13 protein-coding genes are annotated in these 17,719 nt (G+C 73.9%); 5 read left to right on the top strand and 8 right to left on the bottom strand.

Annotated elements, in window-relative coordinates; translation table 11 throughout:
• Positions 1 to 14 precede the first annotated feature (14 nt).
• The 5 genes from FE251_RS03595 to FE251_RS03575 all read right to left on the bottom strand — a co-directional run bounded on the left by FE251_RS03595 (position 15) and on the right by FE251_RS03575 (position 6,272).
• A complete protein-coding gene (locus FE251_RS03595) occupies positions 15 to 1,454 on the bottom strand; it encodes a GH1 family beta-glucosidase (RefSeq protein ID WP_230976531.1) in 1,440 nt (479 codons plus the stop codon).
• 51 nt (positions 1,455 to 1,505) lie between these two features.
• Positions 1,506 to 2,393: a carbohydrate ABC transporter permease gene (locus FE251_RS03590; protein ID WP_139947913.1), complete on the bottom strand. Its 888-nt coding sequence runs from the start codon at positions 2,391 to 2,393 to the stop codon at positions 1,506 to 1,508.
• Positions 2,393 to 3,394 carry a carbohydrate ABC transporter permease gene (locus FE251_RS03585; protein WP_139947911.1) on the bottom strand — a complete coding sequence of 334 codons (1,002 nt, stop codon included), beginning with the start codon at positions 3,392 to 3,394 and terminating at the stop codon, positions 2,393 to 2,395. Before FE251_RS03585 ends, FE251_RS03590 begins: the two co-directional genes overlap by 1 nt.
• A gap of 77 nt (positions 3,395 to 3,471) precedes the next feature.
• Positions 3,472 to 4,785 carry an extracellular solute-binding protein gene (locus FE251_RS03580; RefSeq protein ID WP_139947909.1) on the bottom strand — a complete coding sequence of 438 codons (1,314 nt, stop codon included), beginning with the start codon at positions 4,783 to 4,785 and terminating at the stop codon, positions 3,472 to 3,474.
• A gap of 464 nt (positions 4,786 to 5,249) precedes the next feature.
• Positions 5,250 to 6,272, bottom strand: a complete 1,023-nt coding sequence (locus tag FE251_RS03575; protein WP_139073528.1) for a LacI family DNA-binding transcriptional regulator — start codon at positions 6,270 to 6,272, stop codon at positions 5,250 to 5,252.
• Positions 6,273 to 6,454: 182 nt separating this feature from the next.
• On the opposite strand from FE251_RS03575, the gene FE251_RS03570 reads away from it, so the two are divergent.
• Positions 6,455 to 7,909, top strand: coding sequence for a lipase maturation factor family protein (locus FE251_RS03570; protein WP_139073527.1), 1,455 nt, complete (start codon positions 6,455 to 6,457; stop codon positions 7,907 to 7,909).
• Positions 7,910 to 7,979: 70 nt separating this feature from the next.
• Here the strand turns inward: FE251_RS03570 and FE251_RS03565 are convergent, their stop codons facing one another.
• Positions 7,980 to 8,510, bottom strand: coding sequence for a TetR/AcrR family transcriptional regulator (locus tag FE251_RS03565; protein WP_139947907.1), 531 nt, complete (start codon positions 8,508 to 8,510; stop codon positions 7,980 to 7,982).
• Between the two features lie 128 nt (positions 8,511 to 8,638).
• Between FE251_RS03565 and FE251_RS03560 the strand changes: the two genes are divergently transcribed.
• Genes FE251_RS03560 through FE251_RS03545 form a run of 4 tightly spaced genes read left to right on the top strand, consistent with a single transcriptional unit; the run spans position 8,639 to position 13,713 of the window.
• Positions 8,639 to 10,300 (top strand): ABC transporter substrate-binding protein, encoded by a 1,662-nt coding sequence (locus FE251_RS03560; protein WP_139073525.1) that lies wholly within the window; start codon positions 8,639 to 8,641, stop codon positions 10,298 to 10,300.
• A gap of 10 nt (positions 10,301 to 10,310) precedes the next feature.
• The gene (locus FE251_RS03555) at positions 10,311 to 11,300 is read left to right on the top strand and encodes an ABC transporter permease (protein ID WP_139947904.1); all 990 of its coding nucleotides are present in this window, start codon (positions 10,311 to 10,313) and stop codon (positions 11,298 to 11,300) included.
• The gene (locus FE251_RS03550) at positions 11,297 to 12,160 is read left to right on the top strand and encodes an ABC transporter permease (protein WP_230976530.1); all 864 of its coding nucleotides are present in this window, start codon (positions 11,297 to 11,299) and stop codon (positions 12,158 to 12,160) included. The genes FE251_RS03555 and FE251_RS03550 overlap by 4 nt, the downstream gene beginning before the upstream one ends.
• A complete protein-coding gene (locus FE251_RS03545; RefSeq protein WP_139947902.1) occupies positions 12,157 to 13,713 on the top strand; it encodes an ATP-binding cassette domain-containing protein in 1,557 nt (518 codons plus the stop codon). Before FE251_RS03550 ends, FE251_RS03545 begins: the two co-directional genes overlap by 4 nt.
• A gap of 187 nt (positions 13,714 to 13,900) precedes the next feature.
• Here FE251_RS03545 and FE251_RS03540 read toward each other — a convergent pair whose 3' ends face one another.
• Positions 13,901 to 16,570 (bottom strand): phosphoenolpyruvate carboxylase, encoded by a 2,670-nt coding sequence (locus FE251_RS03540; RefSeq protein WP_230976529.1) that lies wholly within the window; start codon positions 16,568 to 16,570, stop codon positions 13,901 to 13,903.
• A 136-nt stretch (positions 16,571 to 16,706) separates the two neighbouring features.
• The gene (locus FE251_RS03535; protein WP_139947900.1) at positions 16,707 to 17,675 is read right to left on the bottom strand and encodes a Rossmann-fold NAD(P)-binding domain-containing protein; all 969 of its coding nucleotides are present in this window, start codon (positions 17,673 to 17,675) and stop codon (positions 16,707 to 16,709) included.
• Positions 17,676 to 17,719 lie beyond the last annotated feature (44 nt).

Genomic DNA, 17,719 nt, shown 5'->3' with positions numbered 1-17,719 from the left:
GCACGCGGCGGGGCTCAGGGGGTGTGGGCCGCGATGAGGTCCGCGTACCAGCGGGCGCTGGCCTTGGGGGTGCGGACCTGGGTGTCGTAGTCCACGTGGACGATGCCGAAGCGCTTGGCGTACCCGTAGGCCCACTCGAAGTTGTCGAGCAGGGACCACAGGAAGTAGCCACGCACCGGCGCCCCGGCGGCCACGGCGTCGGCCACCGCCTGGATGTGGTCGCGCAGGTAGGCGGTCCGGTCGGGGTCCTCGACGCTGCCGTCCGCGCCGACGACGTCGGGGAAGGCCGCGCCGTTCTCCGTGACGAGCAGCTCCAGGCCCGGGTGCTCGCGGTGCATCCGCACGAGCAGCTCGGTGAGGCCACGCGCGTCGATGGACCAGCCCATGTCCGTGTACGGGCCCGCCTGCTGCGGGAACTCGATGTCCTCGCACCCGGGCCACGGGCTCACCGCGCCGTTCCCGTGGCCGTCGGCCTCCTCCCGCTCCCCCTCGCCCGTGTAGGCGCGCACGAGGGTGGGGCTGTAGTAGTTGACGCCGAGGACGTCGAGCGGCTGGTGGATGAGCTCGAGGTCGCCGTCGTGGACGAAGGACCAGTCGCTGACCGCGGACGTCGCGGCGAGGACGTCCTGCGGGTAGGAGCCGCGCAGCACGGGGTCGAGGAAGACCCGGTTCTGCAGCCCGTCGATCCGCTCCGCGGCGGCGAGGTCGGCGGCGTCGCCGGAGGCCGGGCGCACCCAGGCGAGGTTGAGCGTGAGGCCGACGACGGCGTCGGGACGCTCGGCCCGGATCGCCGCCGCCGCCAGGCCGTGACCGAGGTTGAGGTGGTGGACCGCGGCGAGCACGTCGGCGTGGTCGGTGCGGCCCGGGGCGTGCACGCCGCTGCCGTAGCCGAGGTAGGCCGAGCACCACGGCTCGTTGAGCGTGATGAACGTGCCGAGCCGGTCACCGAGCCGCGCGGCGACGACGCCCGCGTACTCCGCGAAGCGCTCCGCCGTGGCGCGCGCCGGCCAGCCGCCGGCGTCCTCCAGCGCCTGGGGCAGGTCCCAGTGGTAGAGCGTCGCGGCGGGGGTGATGCCCGCGGCGAGGAGCTCGTCGACCAGCCGCGAGTAGAAGTCGATGCCGGCCTCGTTGACCGGGCCCAGGCTCTCGGCGGTGACGTGCGGGGTGATCCGCGGCCAGGAGATGGAGAAGCGGTAGGTCTGCAGGCCCAGCTCCTTCATGAGGGCGACGTCCTCACGGAAGCGGTTGTAGTGGTCGACGGCGACGTCACCGGTGTCGCCGCCCGCCACCCGGCCGGGGGTGTGGCTGTAGGTGTCCCAGATCGACGGGGTCCGGCCGTCGGCGGTGGCCGCGCCCTCGATCTGGTAGGCCGCGGTGGCCGCGCCCCAGACGAAGCCGTCGGGGAGCCGGGGCATCGTGCGGGTGAGGTCCTGGGGTCGGGTCTGGATGCTCATGGGTGTGGTCAGGGCGTCGGGCGGCCCTGCTCCTTTCTGTGGTGGTGGGGCTCAGCCCTTGACGGCGCCGGCCATGATGCCGCTGACGATCTGCCGTCCGAGCAGCAGGAAGACGACGACGACGGGCAGGGTGCCGACGAGCGTGCCGGCCATGATGATCGCGGTGTCCGGCACGTAGCCGCTGCCGAGGTTGTTGAGCGCGACCTGGACGGTGGGGTTGGAGGAGTTCAGCGTGATGACCGGCCAGAAGAAGTCGTTCCAGGCCGTCATGAAGGTGAGCATGCCGAGCACGGCCATGCCGGGCCGGGCGATCGGCAGGACGATGCTCCAGAACGTCCGCAGCGACGTCGCGCCGTCCACGCGCGCCGCCTCGATGAGCTCGTCGGGCAGCGACTGCAGCAGGTACTGGCGCATGAAGAAGACGCCGAACGCGGAGACGAGGGTCGGCAGGATCACCGAGGAGAGCCGCCCGGCGAGGTCGAGCTCGGCCATGACCATGTAGAGGGGCACGACGCCGAGGGTCGGCGGGATCATCATCGTCCCGATGGTCACGCCGAACAGCGCCTTCTTCCCGCGGAACCGCAGCTTGGCGAACGCGAAGCCGGCGAGCGTGCAGAACAGCAGGGTGGCCACGGTGACGGTGCCGGAGACGATGACCGAGTTGACGATCGCCCGACCGATGTCCTGCTGGTTGAGCGCGGTCTGGATGTTGGCCCACAGGTTGGGGCCGGGCGTGAGCGGCGGCGGGGACTGGACCATCTCCGACATCGGCCGGCTCGCGGCGACGAGCATGTAGTAGAAGGGGCCGATGAACAGCACGGCCGTCACGATGAGCACGGCGTAGGTGAGCCAGCCGGCGCCGTGGTTGCTGCGGCGTCGACGCCGGGGTGCTGCGAGCCGCGTCCCGGGAATAGCCGGTGGGCGGGTGATCGTCGTCATCAGTCGTCTCCTCCGGTGAGGCGCTGCGCGGTGCGCAGCCGCACGAAGGCCGTGTTGAGCAGGACGAGGACGACGATGAGCACGAACGTCACCCAGGCCACTGCCGCGGCCCGGCCGAGGCTGCCGTACTGCCAGCCCTGCTGGTACATGAACAGGCCCACCGTCTGGTACTGGTTGACGGCCCCGCCGTTGGGTGTGCCGCCGCCGAAGAGGAGTGGTTCACCGAAGAGCTGGGTGGCGCCGATCGTCGACACGACGACCGTGAAGAGGATCGTCGGGCGCAGGCCGGGCAGAGTGATGTGGCGGAACTGCTGCCACCGGCTGGCGCCGTCGAGGGACGCGGCCTCGTACAGGTCGTAGGAGATCGACTGCATGCCCGCGAGGTAGATGAGCGCGTTGTACCCCGTCCACCGCCACGTGACGATGACGGCGATGGCGATCTGCGCGGTGAGGTCGCCGTTGCGCCAGTCGATCGCGTCGAGGCCGACGAGGGAGAGCATCCAGTTCGCGAACCCGCCGTCGCGCCCGAAGATCTGGGCGAAGACGAGGGTGGAGGCGGCCACCGACGTCGCGTACGGCATGATCATCGAGATCCGGAAGAAGTTGCGCGCCTTCATCCGGTAGTTGAGCAGGTGGGCCAGCCCGAGGGCGAGCATGAGCTGGGGCACCGTCGAGAGCACCCCGATGGTGAACGTCTTGAGCAGCGCGTTGTAGAACTTCTCGTTCGTGAAGAGCCAGACGAAGTTGTCCAGCCCCACCCACGTCATGCCCGCGTTGAGCCGGAAGTCGTGGAGGCTCACCCACACGGTGTAGACGAGCGGGAAGAGCCCGAACGCCGCGAAGAGCAGGAAGAACGGGGCGATGTAGAGGTAGGGCGCCGCGCCGGCCTCCCAGCGGAAGAGCCGGGAGCGCAGGGTCGGCCGGGCGGGCTCGACGACCCGCTGCGGGGTGGGGGGCGGGACGGCGTCGGGTGCCGACCGCACGGGGACGGTGGAAGTCATCACTGCCTCTCGAGGGTCCTGGTCGGGGGCGGGTCCCGGTGGGGCGGGGGCACGCGGCCCCCGCCCCACCGGCCGGCTCAGCGGACCTGGTTGAGCACCTGGGAGACGCCGGTCTCCCACGCGTCGGCCGGGTCGACGCCGTTGACCTCCACGGACAGCAGCGCCTGGACCATGGCGTTCTTCGCCACGCCGTCGTACGGGCCGAGGATCTGCGTCGGCGCGTTCTGCGCCGACGTCGTGAACACCTGGCCGATCGGGGCGCCGTTGAAGTACTCGTCGGTCGTGTCCCCGACGAGCTCGATCGCGCCCGTGTTGGACGGGAAGTTGCCGACGTTGCTGAAGACGGCCGCCTGCTGCTCGGCGTCGGTGAGCCAGGCGATGAGCTCGGCGGCCTCCTCCTTGTTCTCGCTCGCCTCGGGGATGGCGAGGTAGGCACCGCCCCAGTTGCCGCCCTGGCCACCGGGGAGCGTGGTGATGTTCCACTGGCCGCTGCCCGCGTCGCCGGCCTTGCCCTTGATGTAGCCGATCATCCAGGAGGGGCAGGCGATCGAGGCGAAGGTGCCGCTGCCGAACCCGCCGTCCCAGCTCGGGTCCACGAACTGCTCGAGCTTGGCGGTGAGCCCGCTCTGCCCGGCCCGGGCGGCGAGGTCGAACGCGTCGCGCAACGCCTGGTTGCTCTCCAGGACGAGCTCGCCGCTCTCGTCGTGGTAGATCTGCTCCTCGGTGGAGACGATGGCGTTGTACAGGCCACCGGCGGAGTCGTGGAACGCGGTGCCCTCGGGGGCGCCGGCCTGGAACTCCTCGCCGAGGGTGATGAAGTCCTCCCACGAGCCGAGGCGGGCGGCGAGCTCGTCGGGCTCGGAGGGCAGGCCGGCCTCCTCGAACAGGTCGCTGCGGTAGCACAGGGCCATCGGGCCGATGTCGGTGCCCAGCCCGAGGACCTTGCCGTCGGCGGTCGTGGCCGCGTTGGCCTTCCAGTCGACGTAGTCCTCGACGCGCTCCCCGGCGGGGGTGTCGCGCAGGTCGGTCCACAGGTCGGCCTGGTTGGCGGTGACCTCGGAGATGCGGGCGACCTCGATCCCCTGGATGTCGGCGGTGCCGCTCCCGGAGTTCAGCTTGGTCTGCAGGGCGGGCCAGTACTTGTCCTCGCCCTGGGTGGACTCGTACTGGATGAGGATGTCGGGGTTCTCCTCCATGTACTGCTCGAAGAGGCCGGACTCCTCGTAGCCGAAGGTGCCGAAGAGCGCGACGGTGATCGTCGTCTTGCCGTCGGTGCTCCCCCCGGCCGCGTCCGGCTCGTCGCTCGCGCTGTCACCGCACGCCGAGAGCGCGAGCGCCCCCGCGGTCAGCGCGGCGACGACGGATGCGGTCCTGGTCCGTCTGGTGTCCATGGTTCCTCCTACCCGGCGTCGTAGCCGGTTGGTTCGCGGGTCAGTTCGTCCTGAGCGCCCGGCCTCGTCCCCCCAGTTCCTCCTGGGCCCGACGAGATCGGCATGGTCGTTATGGAAGCGCTCCCATAGCGTCCACAGAAGGATGGGGCCGACGTCCGCCCCTGTCAACCCGGGTCCGCCCAGGAGCCCACAGCCGCCCCCACCCCTCCCCCGCGACAGCCGACTTCCGCGCGACAGCCGACTTCCGCGCGACAGCCGCCTTCCGCGCGACAGCGGACTTCCGCGCGACAGCGGACTTCCGCACGACAGCCGACTTCCGCGCGAGAGCGGACTTCCGCGCGAGAGCGGACTTCCGCGCGAGAGCCGAGTTCCGCGCGACAGCGGAGTTCCGCACGACAGCGGACTTCCGCACGACAGCCGACTTCCGCGCGAGGGCGGAGCTCCGCCGGGCGACGGGTGTGGGGTCAGGCGGAGGTGCGCGTGACGAGCTCGACGGCGAGGGTCGCCGATGTCGTCTGCCCGCCGTCGGCGAGGTCCATGAGCATGCGCGCCATGTGGCGGCCCATGACCTCCAGCGGCTGGCGCACGGTGGTGAGGGGCGGATCGGCGTCGGCGGCGAGCGGGACGTCGTCGAAGCCGACGACGGCGACGTCGTCGGGCACCCGGATCCGCCGGGCGCGCAGCGCACGGAGCGCGCCCACCGCCATGAGGTCGTTGGCGGCGAAGACGGCGTCGGGGCGCTCGCCGGACTCCAGCAGGCGCTCCATGGCGCGGTGCCCGCCGCTGATGGTGAAGTCGCCCTCGGTGACCGCGGTGGACGGCAGGTCGATCCCGTTCTCGGCGAGCTCGGCGCGGAAGCCGGCGAGGCGGTCGAGCGACGCCGTCATGTCGCACGGCCCGCAGACGGTGGCCGGGCGCAGGCTGCCCCGGGCGAGCAGCGCCTGCGCGGCGAGCCGCCCGCCGGTGACGTTGTCCGCGGTGACGTACGGGATGCCGACGCGCGGGTTCGCGGGGCGCCCGGCGAGCACGACGGGGACGCCGAGCCGGTGGACGCGCCCGGGGAGCGGGTCGTTGCCGTGGACGGAGAGGAACATCGCGCCGTCGACGTGCCCGCCCGCGGCGTACTCCTCGAGGCGGGTGCGGTCGTCGTCGTTGGCGACGACGACGAAGAGGAGCTGGCGGCGGCGCTCCGCCGCGGCCACCTGCGCGCCGCGCAGGACGCCGGCGAAGAACGGGTCGGCGAAGAACTTGTCGCCGCTCTCGGCGACGACGAACGCGAGGGCGTCGCTGCGGCGCGTGGCCAGCGACCGGGCCGCCTGGCGCGGGACGTAGGACAGGGCGGAGGCGGCCGTCCGCACGGCCTCGCGTGCGCGGTCACTTACCCGCGGGTCGCCGCTGAGCACCCGGCTGGCGGTGGCGCGCGAGACGCCTGCCCGCTCGGCGACCTCGTCGAGGGTCGCGCCGGCAGTGCGCTGCGGTGGCGTCACGGTGGCCCCCCTCTCCTGTTCCGGGTCACAGTATGCCCGCCCGCAACCTCATTTCTTCCATGGACGTTTCCACCCGGCAGTGGACGGCCCGTCCGTCACCTCGGCCTGCACCGGAGGGATGCGGGGTGTTCCATGGGCGCCGGGTGCTCCGTGCGCACGGTGTCGCTGGGGAGGTAGGGGACGTGGACTGGTTCGTCGCCGAGGGCTCGCAGGTCGCGCGGTTCGTCCTGCAGCGCGGTGTCGCGCTCGTGTACGCCGTCGCGTTCGTCGCCGTGCTGCGCCAGTTCCCGGCCCTGCTCGGTGAGCGCGGACTCCTGCCGGTCCCCCGGTTCACCGCCCGGGTCCCGCTGCGCGCCGCCCCCAGCCTGTTCCACCTGCGCTACTCCGACCGTCTGCTCCGCGCCGTCGCCCGGGTCGGCCTGGTGCTCGCGCTCGCCGTCGTCGTCGGGCTGCCGCAGCAGGGACCGCCGTGGCTGCCGATGCTCGTGTTCCTCGCCCTGTACGCGCTCTACCTGTCGGTGGTCAACGTCGGGCAGGTCTTCTACGGCTTCGGCTGGGAGTCGCTGCTGCTCGAGGCCGGTTTCCTGGCTGCCTTCCTCGGCTCGGACCGGACCGGAACGCCGCTGCTCACCCTTCTTGCCTTCCGCTGGCTGGTCTTCCGGCTGGAGCTCGGTGCCGGTCTCATCAAGCTGCGCGGCGACCCGGCCTGGCGGAACCTCACGGCCCTGGACCACCACCACGAGACCCAGCCGATGCCCGGCCCGCTGAGCTGGTTCTTCCACCGCCTGCCGTGGCCGCTGCACCGCGTCGAGGTGGTGGCCAACCACGTGACCCAGCTGATCGTGCCGTTCCTCCTCCTGGCCCCGCAGCCGGTCGCGACGTGGGCGGCGGGCGCCGTCGTCGTCACCCAGCTCTGGCTCGTCCTCTCGGGGAACTTCGCCTGGCTCAACTGGCTCACCATCGTCCTCGCGTTCTCGGCCGTGGACGACGACGTCCTCGCCGGGCTGGTCCCCTCGCTCACCCCGGAGCGGGCGACCGGTCCGACGCCGCTGTGGTTCACCGGGGCCGTCCTGGTGATGGCGGGGCTCGTCCTCGTCCTCAGCCGGCGGCCGGCCCGCAACCTCCTGTCGCGGCGACAGCGGATGAACGTCTCCTACAACCCCTTCCACCTCGTGGGGGCCTACGGCGCGTTCGGGTCGGTCACCCGCCGACGCGAGGAGATCGTCGTCGAGGCCACCCGTGAGGAGGACCCGGGCGAGGAGGACTGGGAGGAGTACGTCTTCCGCGGCAAGCCCGGCCCGCCGGGGCGCCGGCCGCGGCAGTACGCGCCCTACCACCTGCGGCTGGACTGGGGCATGTGGTTCCTCGGGCTGGGGTCCTCGGCGCAGCTCGCGTGGTTCCTCCCGTTCCTCGACCGTCTGCTCGAGGCCGACGCCGCCACCCTGCGGCTGCTGCGCCACGACCCGCTGGCCGGCGAGCGGCCGGTGTGGGTACGGGCGCGGGTGTTCCGCTACCGGTTCTCGACGTGGGAGGAGCTGCGGCGCGAGCGGGTGTGGTGGGTGCGCAGGGAGGTCGGCGAGATCATCGCGCCGCGGCGTCTGGGGCGAGCGCCCGGCGATGTCGGAGGGCGAGCCTAGAGTCGCGGCCACGCACCGAGGGAGGTGGTGGACGCCATGGGGACCGAGCAGCTGGACGGCGCGCCGCGGGTCAGCCGGGCCGGACGACGTCGAGGGCCCGGGCCAGCACGTCGGGCAGCGGCGGGCGCGGCACCGGGGTGCGCGCCCAGGCGCGCAGCGCGGCGAGGAACGCGCCGGCCAGGGCCGTCCCGAGGACCTCCGCGGTGAGGTCCTCCGTCCGCGAGCGCCGCAGGTACCCGGCGACCACCCGCCCCACGGCGGCCTGGCGGCGGGCGGCGGACTCCTCGAGCTCCTCGCCCACCCCCATCGGCTCGGCGTTCGCGAACGCGAGCGCGACCGGTCCGGGCTCGACGTCCGCGGCCACCCGGAGCAGGGCCGCCCGGACCTGGGCGACCGCGTCCCCGTCGGTCCCCGAGCCCGCGAGCGCCTCGGTGAGGTCCGCGACGGCGTCGTCCACGGACGTCCAGAGCAGGTCGCTCTTCGTCGGGATGTAGTTGAAGAAGGTGTTGCGGCTGACGCCCGCGCGCTCGGTGATGTCGGCCACGGAGGTGGCGGCGTAGCCCTTCTCGAGGAACAGCTCACAGGCCGCTTCGGCGAGCATCTCGCGGGAAGCGGAACGTGGCCGGCCGACGCGGCGCCCTTCTCGCACCCGACGATCCTACGGTCCGGGCATACCCGGCGCCGAGTTATTGTTGGACGCAGCCCAAGAACTCGACCGAACGGGACGTCATGGCTCAGCTCGGACCGCACACCCGCATCGCCGCCGCAGCTGCCCTCGCGGCGCTCGCGCTCGCCGCCTGCAGCGACGGGGGCACCGGCGCCGGGGAGGCCACCGGCGAGCCCGTCGAGGGCGGCACGCTCGTCTACGCCACCGGCGACGCCGAGCCCACCTGTCTCGACCCGCACGTCGGCGGCAACTACCCCCAGGCGCTCATCTCCACCCAGTACCTCGAGCCGCTCGTCGGCCGCGACGCCTCCGGGGAGATCCAGCCCTGGCTCGCCACCGACTGGGAGGTCAGCGAGGACGGCCTCACCTGGGACCTCACGCTCGCCGAGGGCATCACCTTCACCGACGGCACCCCGCTGGACGCCGAGGCGGTCAAGGTCAACATCGAGCACCTCCAGGACCCGGACACCGCCTCCTCGACCGGCTACCTCGCGGTCGAGAAGATCGCCGAGGTCGAGCCGGTGGACGCCGGCCACGTGCGCTTCCACCTGTCCGAGCCGGACTCCGCGCTCCTGGAGTCGCTGAGCACCCAGTGGACCGCGATCCAGTCGCCCGCGGGCATCGCCCGCGGCACCGACGAGAACTGCGCCGCCCCGATCGGGACCGGCCCGTTCGTCGTCACCGAGTGGGTGCCCCAGCAGCACGTCCTGCTCGAGCGCAACGAGGACTACGCCTCCCACGGTCCTGAGGCCGACCACGACGGTCCCGCCCACCTCGAGCGCATCGAGTGGCGCTTCCTGCCCGACCCCGCCACCCGCTGGGCGGCGTTGCAGTCCGGCGAGGTGCACGTCATCGACAACCCCGAGCCCGAGGCGGTCGTCACCGCGGAGGCCGCCGGCATCACCCACATCGACGCCCCGCGTCCCGGGTCGGTCAACCGGATCGAGCTCAACTCCTCCCAGGCGCCGTTCGACGACGTCCGCGTCCGGCAGGCGTTCGTCCTCTCCGCCGACGTCGACCCGGGCATCGAGGCGCTCTACCAGGGCGTCGCGACCCGCTCCCACTCCCCGCTGTCGAGCGTGGAGCCGATGGCCTACTCCGACCCCTCGCTGTTCGTCACCGACGTCGCGCAGGCCGAGCGGCTGCTCGACGAGGCCGGCTGGGACGAGGTCGACGACGAGGGCTACCGGGTCCGCGACGGCGAGCGCCTCACCGTCCGCCTCCCGGTGAGCACCAACCAGTCCGTGGCCGCCGAGCAGGCCCTCTTCGAGCAGATCCAGGCCAACACCCGCGCCGTCGGTTTCGACGTCGTCATCACCCCGCTCGACCTGTCGGCCTGGTACGGCGCCCTCGCCGCGCCCGAGGGCGGCGGGGAGAACGACTACGACGCCGTGAGCGCGCCGTACACGAAGGTCGGCCCCGACGTGCTGCGGATCCTCTACCACTCCGACGGCACCGTCCCCGCCCCGAGCGGCTACTTCGCCAACCTCTCCCAGGTCACCGACCCCGAGCTCGACGCCCTGCTCGACGAGGCGGCGCGGATCACCGACCCGGACGAGCGCGCCGAGCTCTACACCGAGGTCCAGCGCCGCGTCCTCGAGGGCTACTACATCCTGCCGCTGTACGACCAGCAGAACCACTTCCTCACCCGCGGCGTCGAGGGCGTCACGACCCTCGGCACGGTCTCCACGCCCACCTTCGTGGGCGCACGGCTCACCTCCTGAGGACCGGCCGATGAGCGTGCTGCGCTGGCTGCTGGGCCGGCTCGCGGCGGCCGCGCTGGTCGCCTGGGTGGTCGCCACCGTCGTGTTCTTCGCGCTGCGCGCGGCGGGCGGCGACCCCTCCGAGGCGATCCTCGGCGGGCCGGGCTCGCAGGCGAGCGAGGAGGCGGTGGCGCAGGTGCGCGCGGAGTACGCGCTCGACCAGCCGCTCCTCGTCCAGTACCTGCTCCAGCTCGCCCGGACGGTGACGTTCCGGCTCGGTGACTCCTACGCCCGGCGCCGGCCCGTCTCCGAGCTCATCGGGGACCAGATCGGCGGCACGCTCGCCCTCGCCGCCCTCGGCCTGCTCCTCGCCTGGGTCATCGCCCTCGTCGTAGCGACCGCCGCCGTGCGGGCCCGCGGCCCGGTGGCCCGGCGGGCGGTCGGCCTGCTGCGCGGCGCGGAGGTCGTCGCGTCGGTGACCCCGCACTTCTGGCTCGGCGCGGTGCTCATCGCCGTCGTCGCCGGCGGGCTGGGCTGGCTGCCCGCGACGAGCAGCGACAGCTCCCTGCGCTCCCTCCTGCTGCCCGCGCTCACCCTCGCCGTCCCCGTCGCCGGGTTCCTCGGCCAGGTCATGCGCGACGGGCTGGAGGAGGCGCACACCGCGCCCTTCGCGACGACGGCGCGCACCCGCGGCGCCGGGGAGGGCTCGGTGCTGTGGCGCCACTCGCTGCGCCACGCCGCCCTCCCGGCGATCGCGCTGTCCGGCTGGGCCTTCGGCTCGCTGCTCTCCGGCGCCGTCGTCGTCGAGACGCTGTTCGGGCGCCCGGGCCTCGGGCGCCTGCTCATCGACGCCACCCACTCCCGCGACGTCCCGCTCGTCATCGGCGTCGTCCTCGTCATCGCGCTGGGCTACGTCGTCGTCATGTCGGTCGCCGACGTGCTCGAGCGGCTCGTCGACCCGCGGCTGCGCGGCCGGCTCGAGGCCGTCCGGACGGCGCCGCACGGCGAGGTGGTCTCGTGAGCACCCGCGCCGTCACGCCGCTGCGCGAGGCCGCCGAACGGCTCGGCGCCACCCGCCTCGTGCGCTCGCTCGGGCCCAGCGGGCTGGTGAGCGGCGCCGTCGTCCTCCTCGTCCTCCTCGCGGCGGTGTGGCCCGATCTCCTCGCCCCCGGCGACCCCACCGCCGTCGCGCCCGCGCGGGCCTACCTGCCGCCCGGCGAGGGCGGGCTGCTCGGCACCGACGCCTCGGGTCGGGACGTGTGGACGCGCGTGGTCCACGGCGCGGGTCAGTCGCTCGGCGTGGGAGCCGCGGCGACGGCGATCGGCCTCGCCCTCGGCGTCGTCCTCGGGTTCGGTGCCGCGCTCGGCCCGCGCTGGCTCGACGGGCTGCTCAGCCGGATCATCGAGGTGCTCTTCGCGCTGCCCAGCCTCGTCCTCGCGCTCCTGCTCGTCGCCGTGCTGGGCGCGGGCGTGGGACCCTCCGTGCTCGCCGTCGGCGCCGCGACCGCCCCGGGGTACGCCCGGATCCTGCGCGCCCGGGCGCAGTCCGTCGCGCGCAGCCCGTACGTGGGGGCGGCGCGGCTCGAGGGCGTCGGGGCGCCGCGCGCGTTCGTCCGCCATGTCCTGCCGAACACCGTGTGGCCGCTCGTCGCGCTCGCCACGCTCGGCGTCGGGCAGGCGATCGTGTGGGTGTCGGCGCTCAGCTACCTCGGTCTCGGGGCGCTGCCGCCCTCGCCGGAGTGGGGGGCGATGCTCAACGCCAGCCGCCTGCACATCACGACCTCCTGGTGGCTCACCGTGGCCCCGGGTCTCGCGATCACCGTGACCGCCGCGGCCCTCACCCTCCTCGGTCGGCGCCTGAGCGCGGTGGCGCCGGCATGAGCCCCGTCCTCGACGTCGCCGGGCTCACCGTCGCCTTCCCCGGCGTGGGCCAGGTGCTGCGCGGGGTGGACCTGCGCCTGGAGGCGGGGCGCTGTCTCGCCGTCGTCGGCGAGTCCGGCGCCGGCAAGTCGGTGCTCGCGCGCAGCCTCGTCGGCCTCGCCGGGGAGGGCGGGGCGCCCGCACGGGTGTCGGCGACGCGGCTGCACGTCGCCGGGCAGGACCTCACCGCGGCCGGGGAGCGACAGTGGCGGCGCCTGCGCGGGCAGGACGTCGGCTTCGTCCTCCAGGACGCGCTCCAGTCCCTCGACCCGCTGCGCACCGTCGGCGCCGAGGTCGGGGAGTCGCTGCGCCTGCAGGGGGTGTCCGCCCCGGAGCGACGCCGCCGGGTGCTCGAGGCCCTCGTCCGCGCCGGCCTCGACGAGCCCGCCACCCGCGCCGCCCAGCGCTCCGGGGAGATGTCCGGCGGGATGCGCCAGCGCGCCCTCATCGCCTCCGCGATCGTCTCCGACCCGGCCCTGCTCGTCGCCGACGAGCCGACGACGGCGCTGGACGCCACCGTCGCGAGCGGCGTCCTCGACCTCCTCGCCGAGCTCCGCGACGCCGGGACCGCCGTCCTCCTCGTCACCCACGACCTCGGCGCGGTGGCGCGGCTGGCCGACGACGTCGTCGTGCTCGACGCGGGCCGGGTGGTGGAGTTCGGACCGGTCGACGAGGTCCTGCGCCGCCCGTCCCACGACGTCACCCGCGCCCTGCTGGCCGCGGTGCCGCGCGGGTCGCGGCCGGGGACGACTCCCCCCGGCGGGCAGGAGGTGCTGCGCGCCGGCGGGCTGACCCGGCGCTACCGGCTGCCCGGCGGTGGCGCCGTGGACGCCCTGGACGACGTCGACCTCCTCGTGCGGCGCGGCGAGGCGCTCGGGGTCGTCGGGGAGTCGGGCAGCGGGAAGTCGACGCTCGCGCGCATGCTCGTCGCTGCCGAGGAACCGGACGCGGGGCAGGTGGAGCTGCTCGGCGAGCCGTGGAGCGGTCTCCCCGAGCGCCGCCGACGGCCGCGGCGACACCTCGTGCGGCTCGTCCCGCAGGACCCGCTCGCCTCCTTCGACCCGCGCTGGACGGCGGGCAAGGTGCTCACCGCGGCCGTGCGCGCCGCAGGGAGCGACCGCTCCCCCGCCGAGCTCCTCGAGCTCGTCCGGCTGCCGCAGGCGGTGCTCCACCGCCGGCCGCGCGCGATGTCCGGCGGGCAGCGGCAGCGGCTGGCGATCGCGCGTGCCCTGGCCGCCGACCCCGCCGTCCTCGTGCTCGACGAGCCGGTCTCCGCCCTCGACGTCACCGTCCAGGCCGCGATCCTCGACCTGCTCGTCGACCTCCAGGAGCGCACCGGCACCGCGCTCGTCCTCATCTCCCACGACCTCGCCGTCGTGCGGAGGGTGTGCCGGAGCGTCGCCGTCATGCAGGGCGGGCGGATCGTCGAGCAGGGTCCGGTCGAGGACGTGTGGGCCACGCCGCAGGCACCGGTCACCCGGGCGCTGCTGGAGGCCGTGCACCCGCTCCCGTGACGCGCGGCCGGCCCGGTGCCGCTCGGAACCTGCCACGAAGTGCCGTGGCAAGCCCTTCCCGGGGCGCCCGGCACAGCGTGTCGCCCGCGTGTCGCCGACTTGGTGGCAGGTTCGACGCGCGCCCGGAACGCCGAGAGCGGGGCCGCCCCCGGAGGGAGGACCCCGCCCATGCGCGGACCGTGAGGCGTCAGCCGGTGTTCTGCAGGCCCGCGGCGATGCCGTTGACGGTGAGGAGGAGCAGGCGCCGGATCTCGGCGAGCTCCGCGTCGGGCCGCACGTCGGCGTCGGTACGCAGCGCACGCAGCGCCCGCAGCTGCAGCAGCGACAGCGCGTCGACGTAGGGGTTGCGCAGCTGGACCGCCCGGCCGAGCACCCGGCGCCCCTCGAGGGGGTAGGAGTGGCCGGTGATGCGCAGCACCCAGTCGGTGGTGAGGTCGAGCTCGTCCAGGACGAGCTGGGAGAGGTCCTCCCGGTCCGACAGCGCGAGGTACTGGCGCGCGATCCGTCGGTCGGTCTTCGCCAGCGACATCTCGACGTTGTCGATGAGCGTGTTGAACAGCGGCCACTCGCGGTAGGCGGTCTGCAGCGCCTCGAGGTCCCCGACCGCCTCGAGGGCGGAGCCGAGGCCGAACCAGCCGGTGAGGTTGATCCGCGCCTGGGTCCACGCGAACACCCACGGGATGGCGCGCAGGTCCTCGAGGGACTCCACCGACAGGCCGCGACGCGCGGGACGCGAGCCCAGCGGCAGCATGCCGACCTCCTCCTGCGGGGTCACCTGGGCGAACCAGGGGGCGAAGCCCTCGGCGTGGATGAGCTCGTAGAAGCGGGCGCGGGAGACCTCGTCCATCGTCGCGGCGAGGCCGGCGAAACGCTCGGCGGCCGCGGCGTTGCGCTTCTCCGTCGACGGGGCGCCGGCGAGCAAGGTGGCCGCGGCGACCTGGTCGATGTGCCGGGCCGCGATCGCGCGGTCGCCGTAGCGGGCGGTGATGACCTCGCCCTGCTCGGTGAGCTTGAACCGGCCGTCCACCGAGTGCGGCGGCTGCGCGAGGATCGCCCGGTTCGCGGGGCCACCGCCGCGGCCGAGGGCGCCGCCCTTGCCGTGGAAGAGCGTGAGGTGGATGTCGTTGCGCTGCGCCCAGGCCGCGATCTCCTCCTGCGCGACGTACAGCGCGAGGTTCGCCGACACGGGCCCGACGTCCTTGGCGGAGTCGGAGTAGCCGAGCATGACCTCGATGCGGCGTCCGGTCTGCGCGAGGCGCGCCTGCACCTGCGGCAGCTCGAGCATCTCCTCCAGGATCCGCGGCGCGGCCTGGAGGTCGTCGAAGGTCTCGAACAGGGGCACGACGTCGAGCACCGGCGCGGCCTCCGGCGAGCCGAGCGCGTGCTCGGCGAGGCGGTACACGGCGGCGAGGTCCTCGCTGCTGCGGGTGAAGGAGACCGTGTACCGGCGGCAGGCGTCGATCCCGTGCCGGCGCTGGATCGCGGCGATCGACCGGAAGGTCTCGAGGACCTCCTCGGGGTCGACGGCCGGCTCGGGCACCGACGTCGGGTCCTCGAGCCACGCGAGCGTCTGCGCGTGCACCTTGGAGTGCTGGCGGACCTCGAGCTCGGTGAGGTGGAACCCGAAGGACTCCGCCTGCCAGATGAGGTTCTGCAGGTCCCCGTGGGCCTTGCGGAAGGCACCGGCCCGGCGCAGGGAGTCCTGGACGACGCGCAGGTCCGAGAGGTACTCCTCCGGGCCGGTGTAGGCGAGGTCGGCGTCCCGCTCGCGGGTGGCGGCGAGGCGCGCGGCCGCGACGAGCATGACCCGGCGGTGCGGCTCACGCGGGGAGCGGGCCGCCACCTGGGCGGTGACCTCCTCGGAGAGCTGGCGCTGGGAGTTCCACAGCGCGCGGAGCTCCTCGGACGGCGGGGTGCCGGCCTCGTCGAGCGTCATCGCCAGCCCGATCCGGGCGGTCTCCCGCTCGAGGGCGGTGAGGACGTGCTCGGCCGCGATGGCCGCCGCCTGCCGGGTGACCTTGGCGGTGACGTTCGGGTTGCCGTCGCGGTCGGCACCGATCCAGCTGCCGAGCCGGACGAAGGGCGTGGCGCGCGGGGCTGCGTAGCCGCGCTCGTCGCCGAGGAGCCAGTCGTCGGTCTGGCGGTAGACCTGAGGGAGCACCTCGAAGAGGGTCTGCTCGAAGACCGACATCGCGGTGAAGACCTCGTCGACCGGCGAGGGCTTGGACTCGCGCAGGTGGGCCGTGCGCCACATCGTGTCGATCTCCGCGAGCAGCCGGCGCTCGATGCGCTGGCGGGCGTTGGCGCCCAGGCGCGGGTCGTCCGCCTCGGCGACGAGGTCGGAGATCCGGCGGATTGAGCCGGAGACGGCGCGGCGGCGGGCCTCGGTGGGGTGCGCGGTGAGGACGGGGTGGAACTCCAGCTCGCGCAGCCGGCGGGCGGCCTCCTCCTCGGAGGTCTCGGCGGCGAGCTGGGCGTAGGCGCCGGCGAGCGCGTCAGACCGCGGCTGAGCCTCCTCGCGGCCGCGCAGCGCGCGCACCCGGTGGTACTCCTCGGCGAGGTTGACGAGGTGGAAGTAGCAGGTGAACGCGCGGGCCACCTGCTCGGCGCGCTCCACGGTGAAGGAGTCGATGAGGGCCTGCGCCTCGGCCAGCAGGCCGTCGCCGTCGGTGTCGACGACGGCGCCGATCGCCAGCTCGCGCAACCGCTCGACGTCGGAGAGGAGATCCTCCCCGCCGTCCTCGCGCAGCACGCGACCGAGGAGGGCGCCGAGCAGGCGCACGTCCGCGCGCAGCGCCTCGGGCATGTCGAGTCGGGCGCTGCTGCGTGCTTCGTCCGGGGAAGAGCTTTGAATCATGGGGTCAGGTTAACGACCCGCCACCCCCGGCCGCCGTCACGTCCATCCCCTGTCCACGGCGCGTCGCGCCCCACCCCCGCGACAGCCGACTTCCGAACGACAGCCGACTTCCGCGCGACAGTCGACTTCCGCACGGTCAGGGCGTGGCGAGATCCGCCAGCAGGCTGTGTTCCTCCTCCGCCGTCAGCCCGGAGCGGCGCGGGCGGTCGAGGCCCCGCTCGCGTTCGTCGTCGAGCACGCGCGCGATGGTGTCCGCGAGCGGACGGACGCTGCCGCCGGCGGCGAGGTAGGCGGCGTTGCTGCGCTGCATCATCCCGCCCATGTCCGGCGGCAGCCACAGCGGCAGTGACCGTGGGCCGGCCCAGTGGCGGACGCCGCGGGCGAGGAGCCACTCGTCCTCGGCAGGGACACGGACGCCGTCGACGCCGGCGGCCGCGGCGATCTCGGCGAGTACGTCGGTGAGCGGGTGGCTGTGGCCGACGGCGTCGACGACGCCGCCCGCGCCGCGCAGCCCGGCCGTGACGATCCACGCCGCGAGGTCGGCGACGTCGATGACCTGGACGTGCCGTCCCGCGAGGGTCGGGGTGAGCACCTGGCCACCGCGCAGCAGGCGCGCGGGCCAGTAGCCGAAGCGGTCGCTGGGGTCGCCCGGGCCGACGATGAGGCCGGGGCGCACGACGTGGAGCCGCTCCCCGAGAGCAGCGGCGGTGGCGCGCTCGGCGGCCACCTTGGCCTGGGCGTAGTCCGTGAGGTCGACCGGGTCGACGACGGCGGCGCCCTCGTCCGCGCCCGGCGCGTCGTTGTCGCGGTAGACGGAGACGCTCGAGACGAGCGTCCAGTGGCGCGCCCGGCCGGCGAGGGCGGCGAGCGCCGACTCGACCGGCTCCGGCTCGTAGGCGAGCTCGACGACGTCGTCCCACTCGCCGTCGAGGTCCGCGTACGCGCCCGGTCGGGTGCGGTCCGCGACGACGAGTCGCGCGCCGTCGGGGACGGTGCCCGACACGCCGCGTGCCAGACAGACGACCTCGGCTCCCGCGGCGAGGGCGACGCGAGCGACCTCCCGGCCGAGCCAGGCGGTGCCACCGAGGACCAGGACGCGTCTCACGCGCCCATCGAACACCGTCGACCGGCTACTGACGCCCGGACCAG

The sequence above is a fragment of the Georgenia wutianyii genome (genome assembly GCF_006349365.1).
Lineage (GTDB): Bacteria > Actinomycetota > Actinomycetes > Actinomycetales > Actinomycetaceae > Oceanitalea > Oceanitalea wutianyii.
Note: the sequence above shows the minus strand (reverse complement) of the source record. Positions and strands in the feature narration are given on the sequence as shown.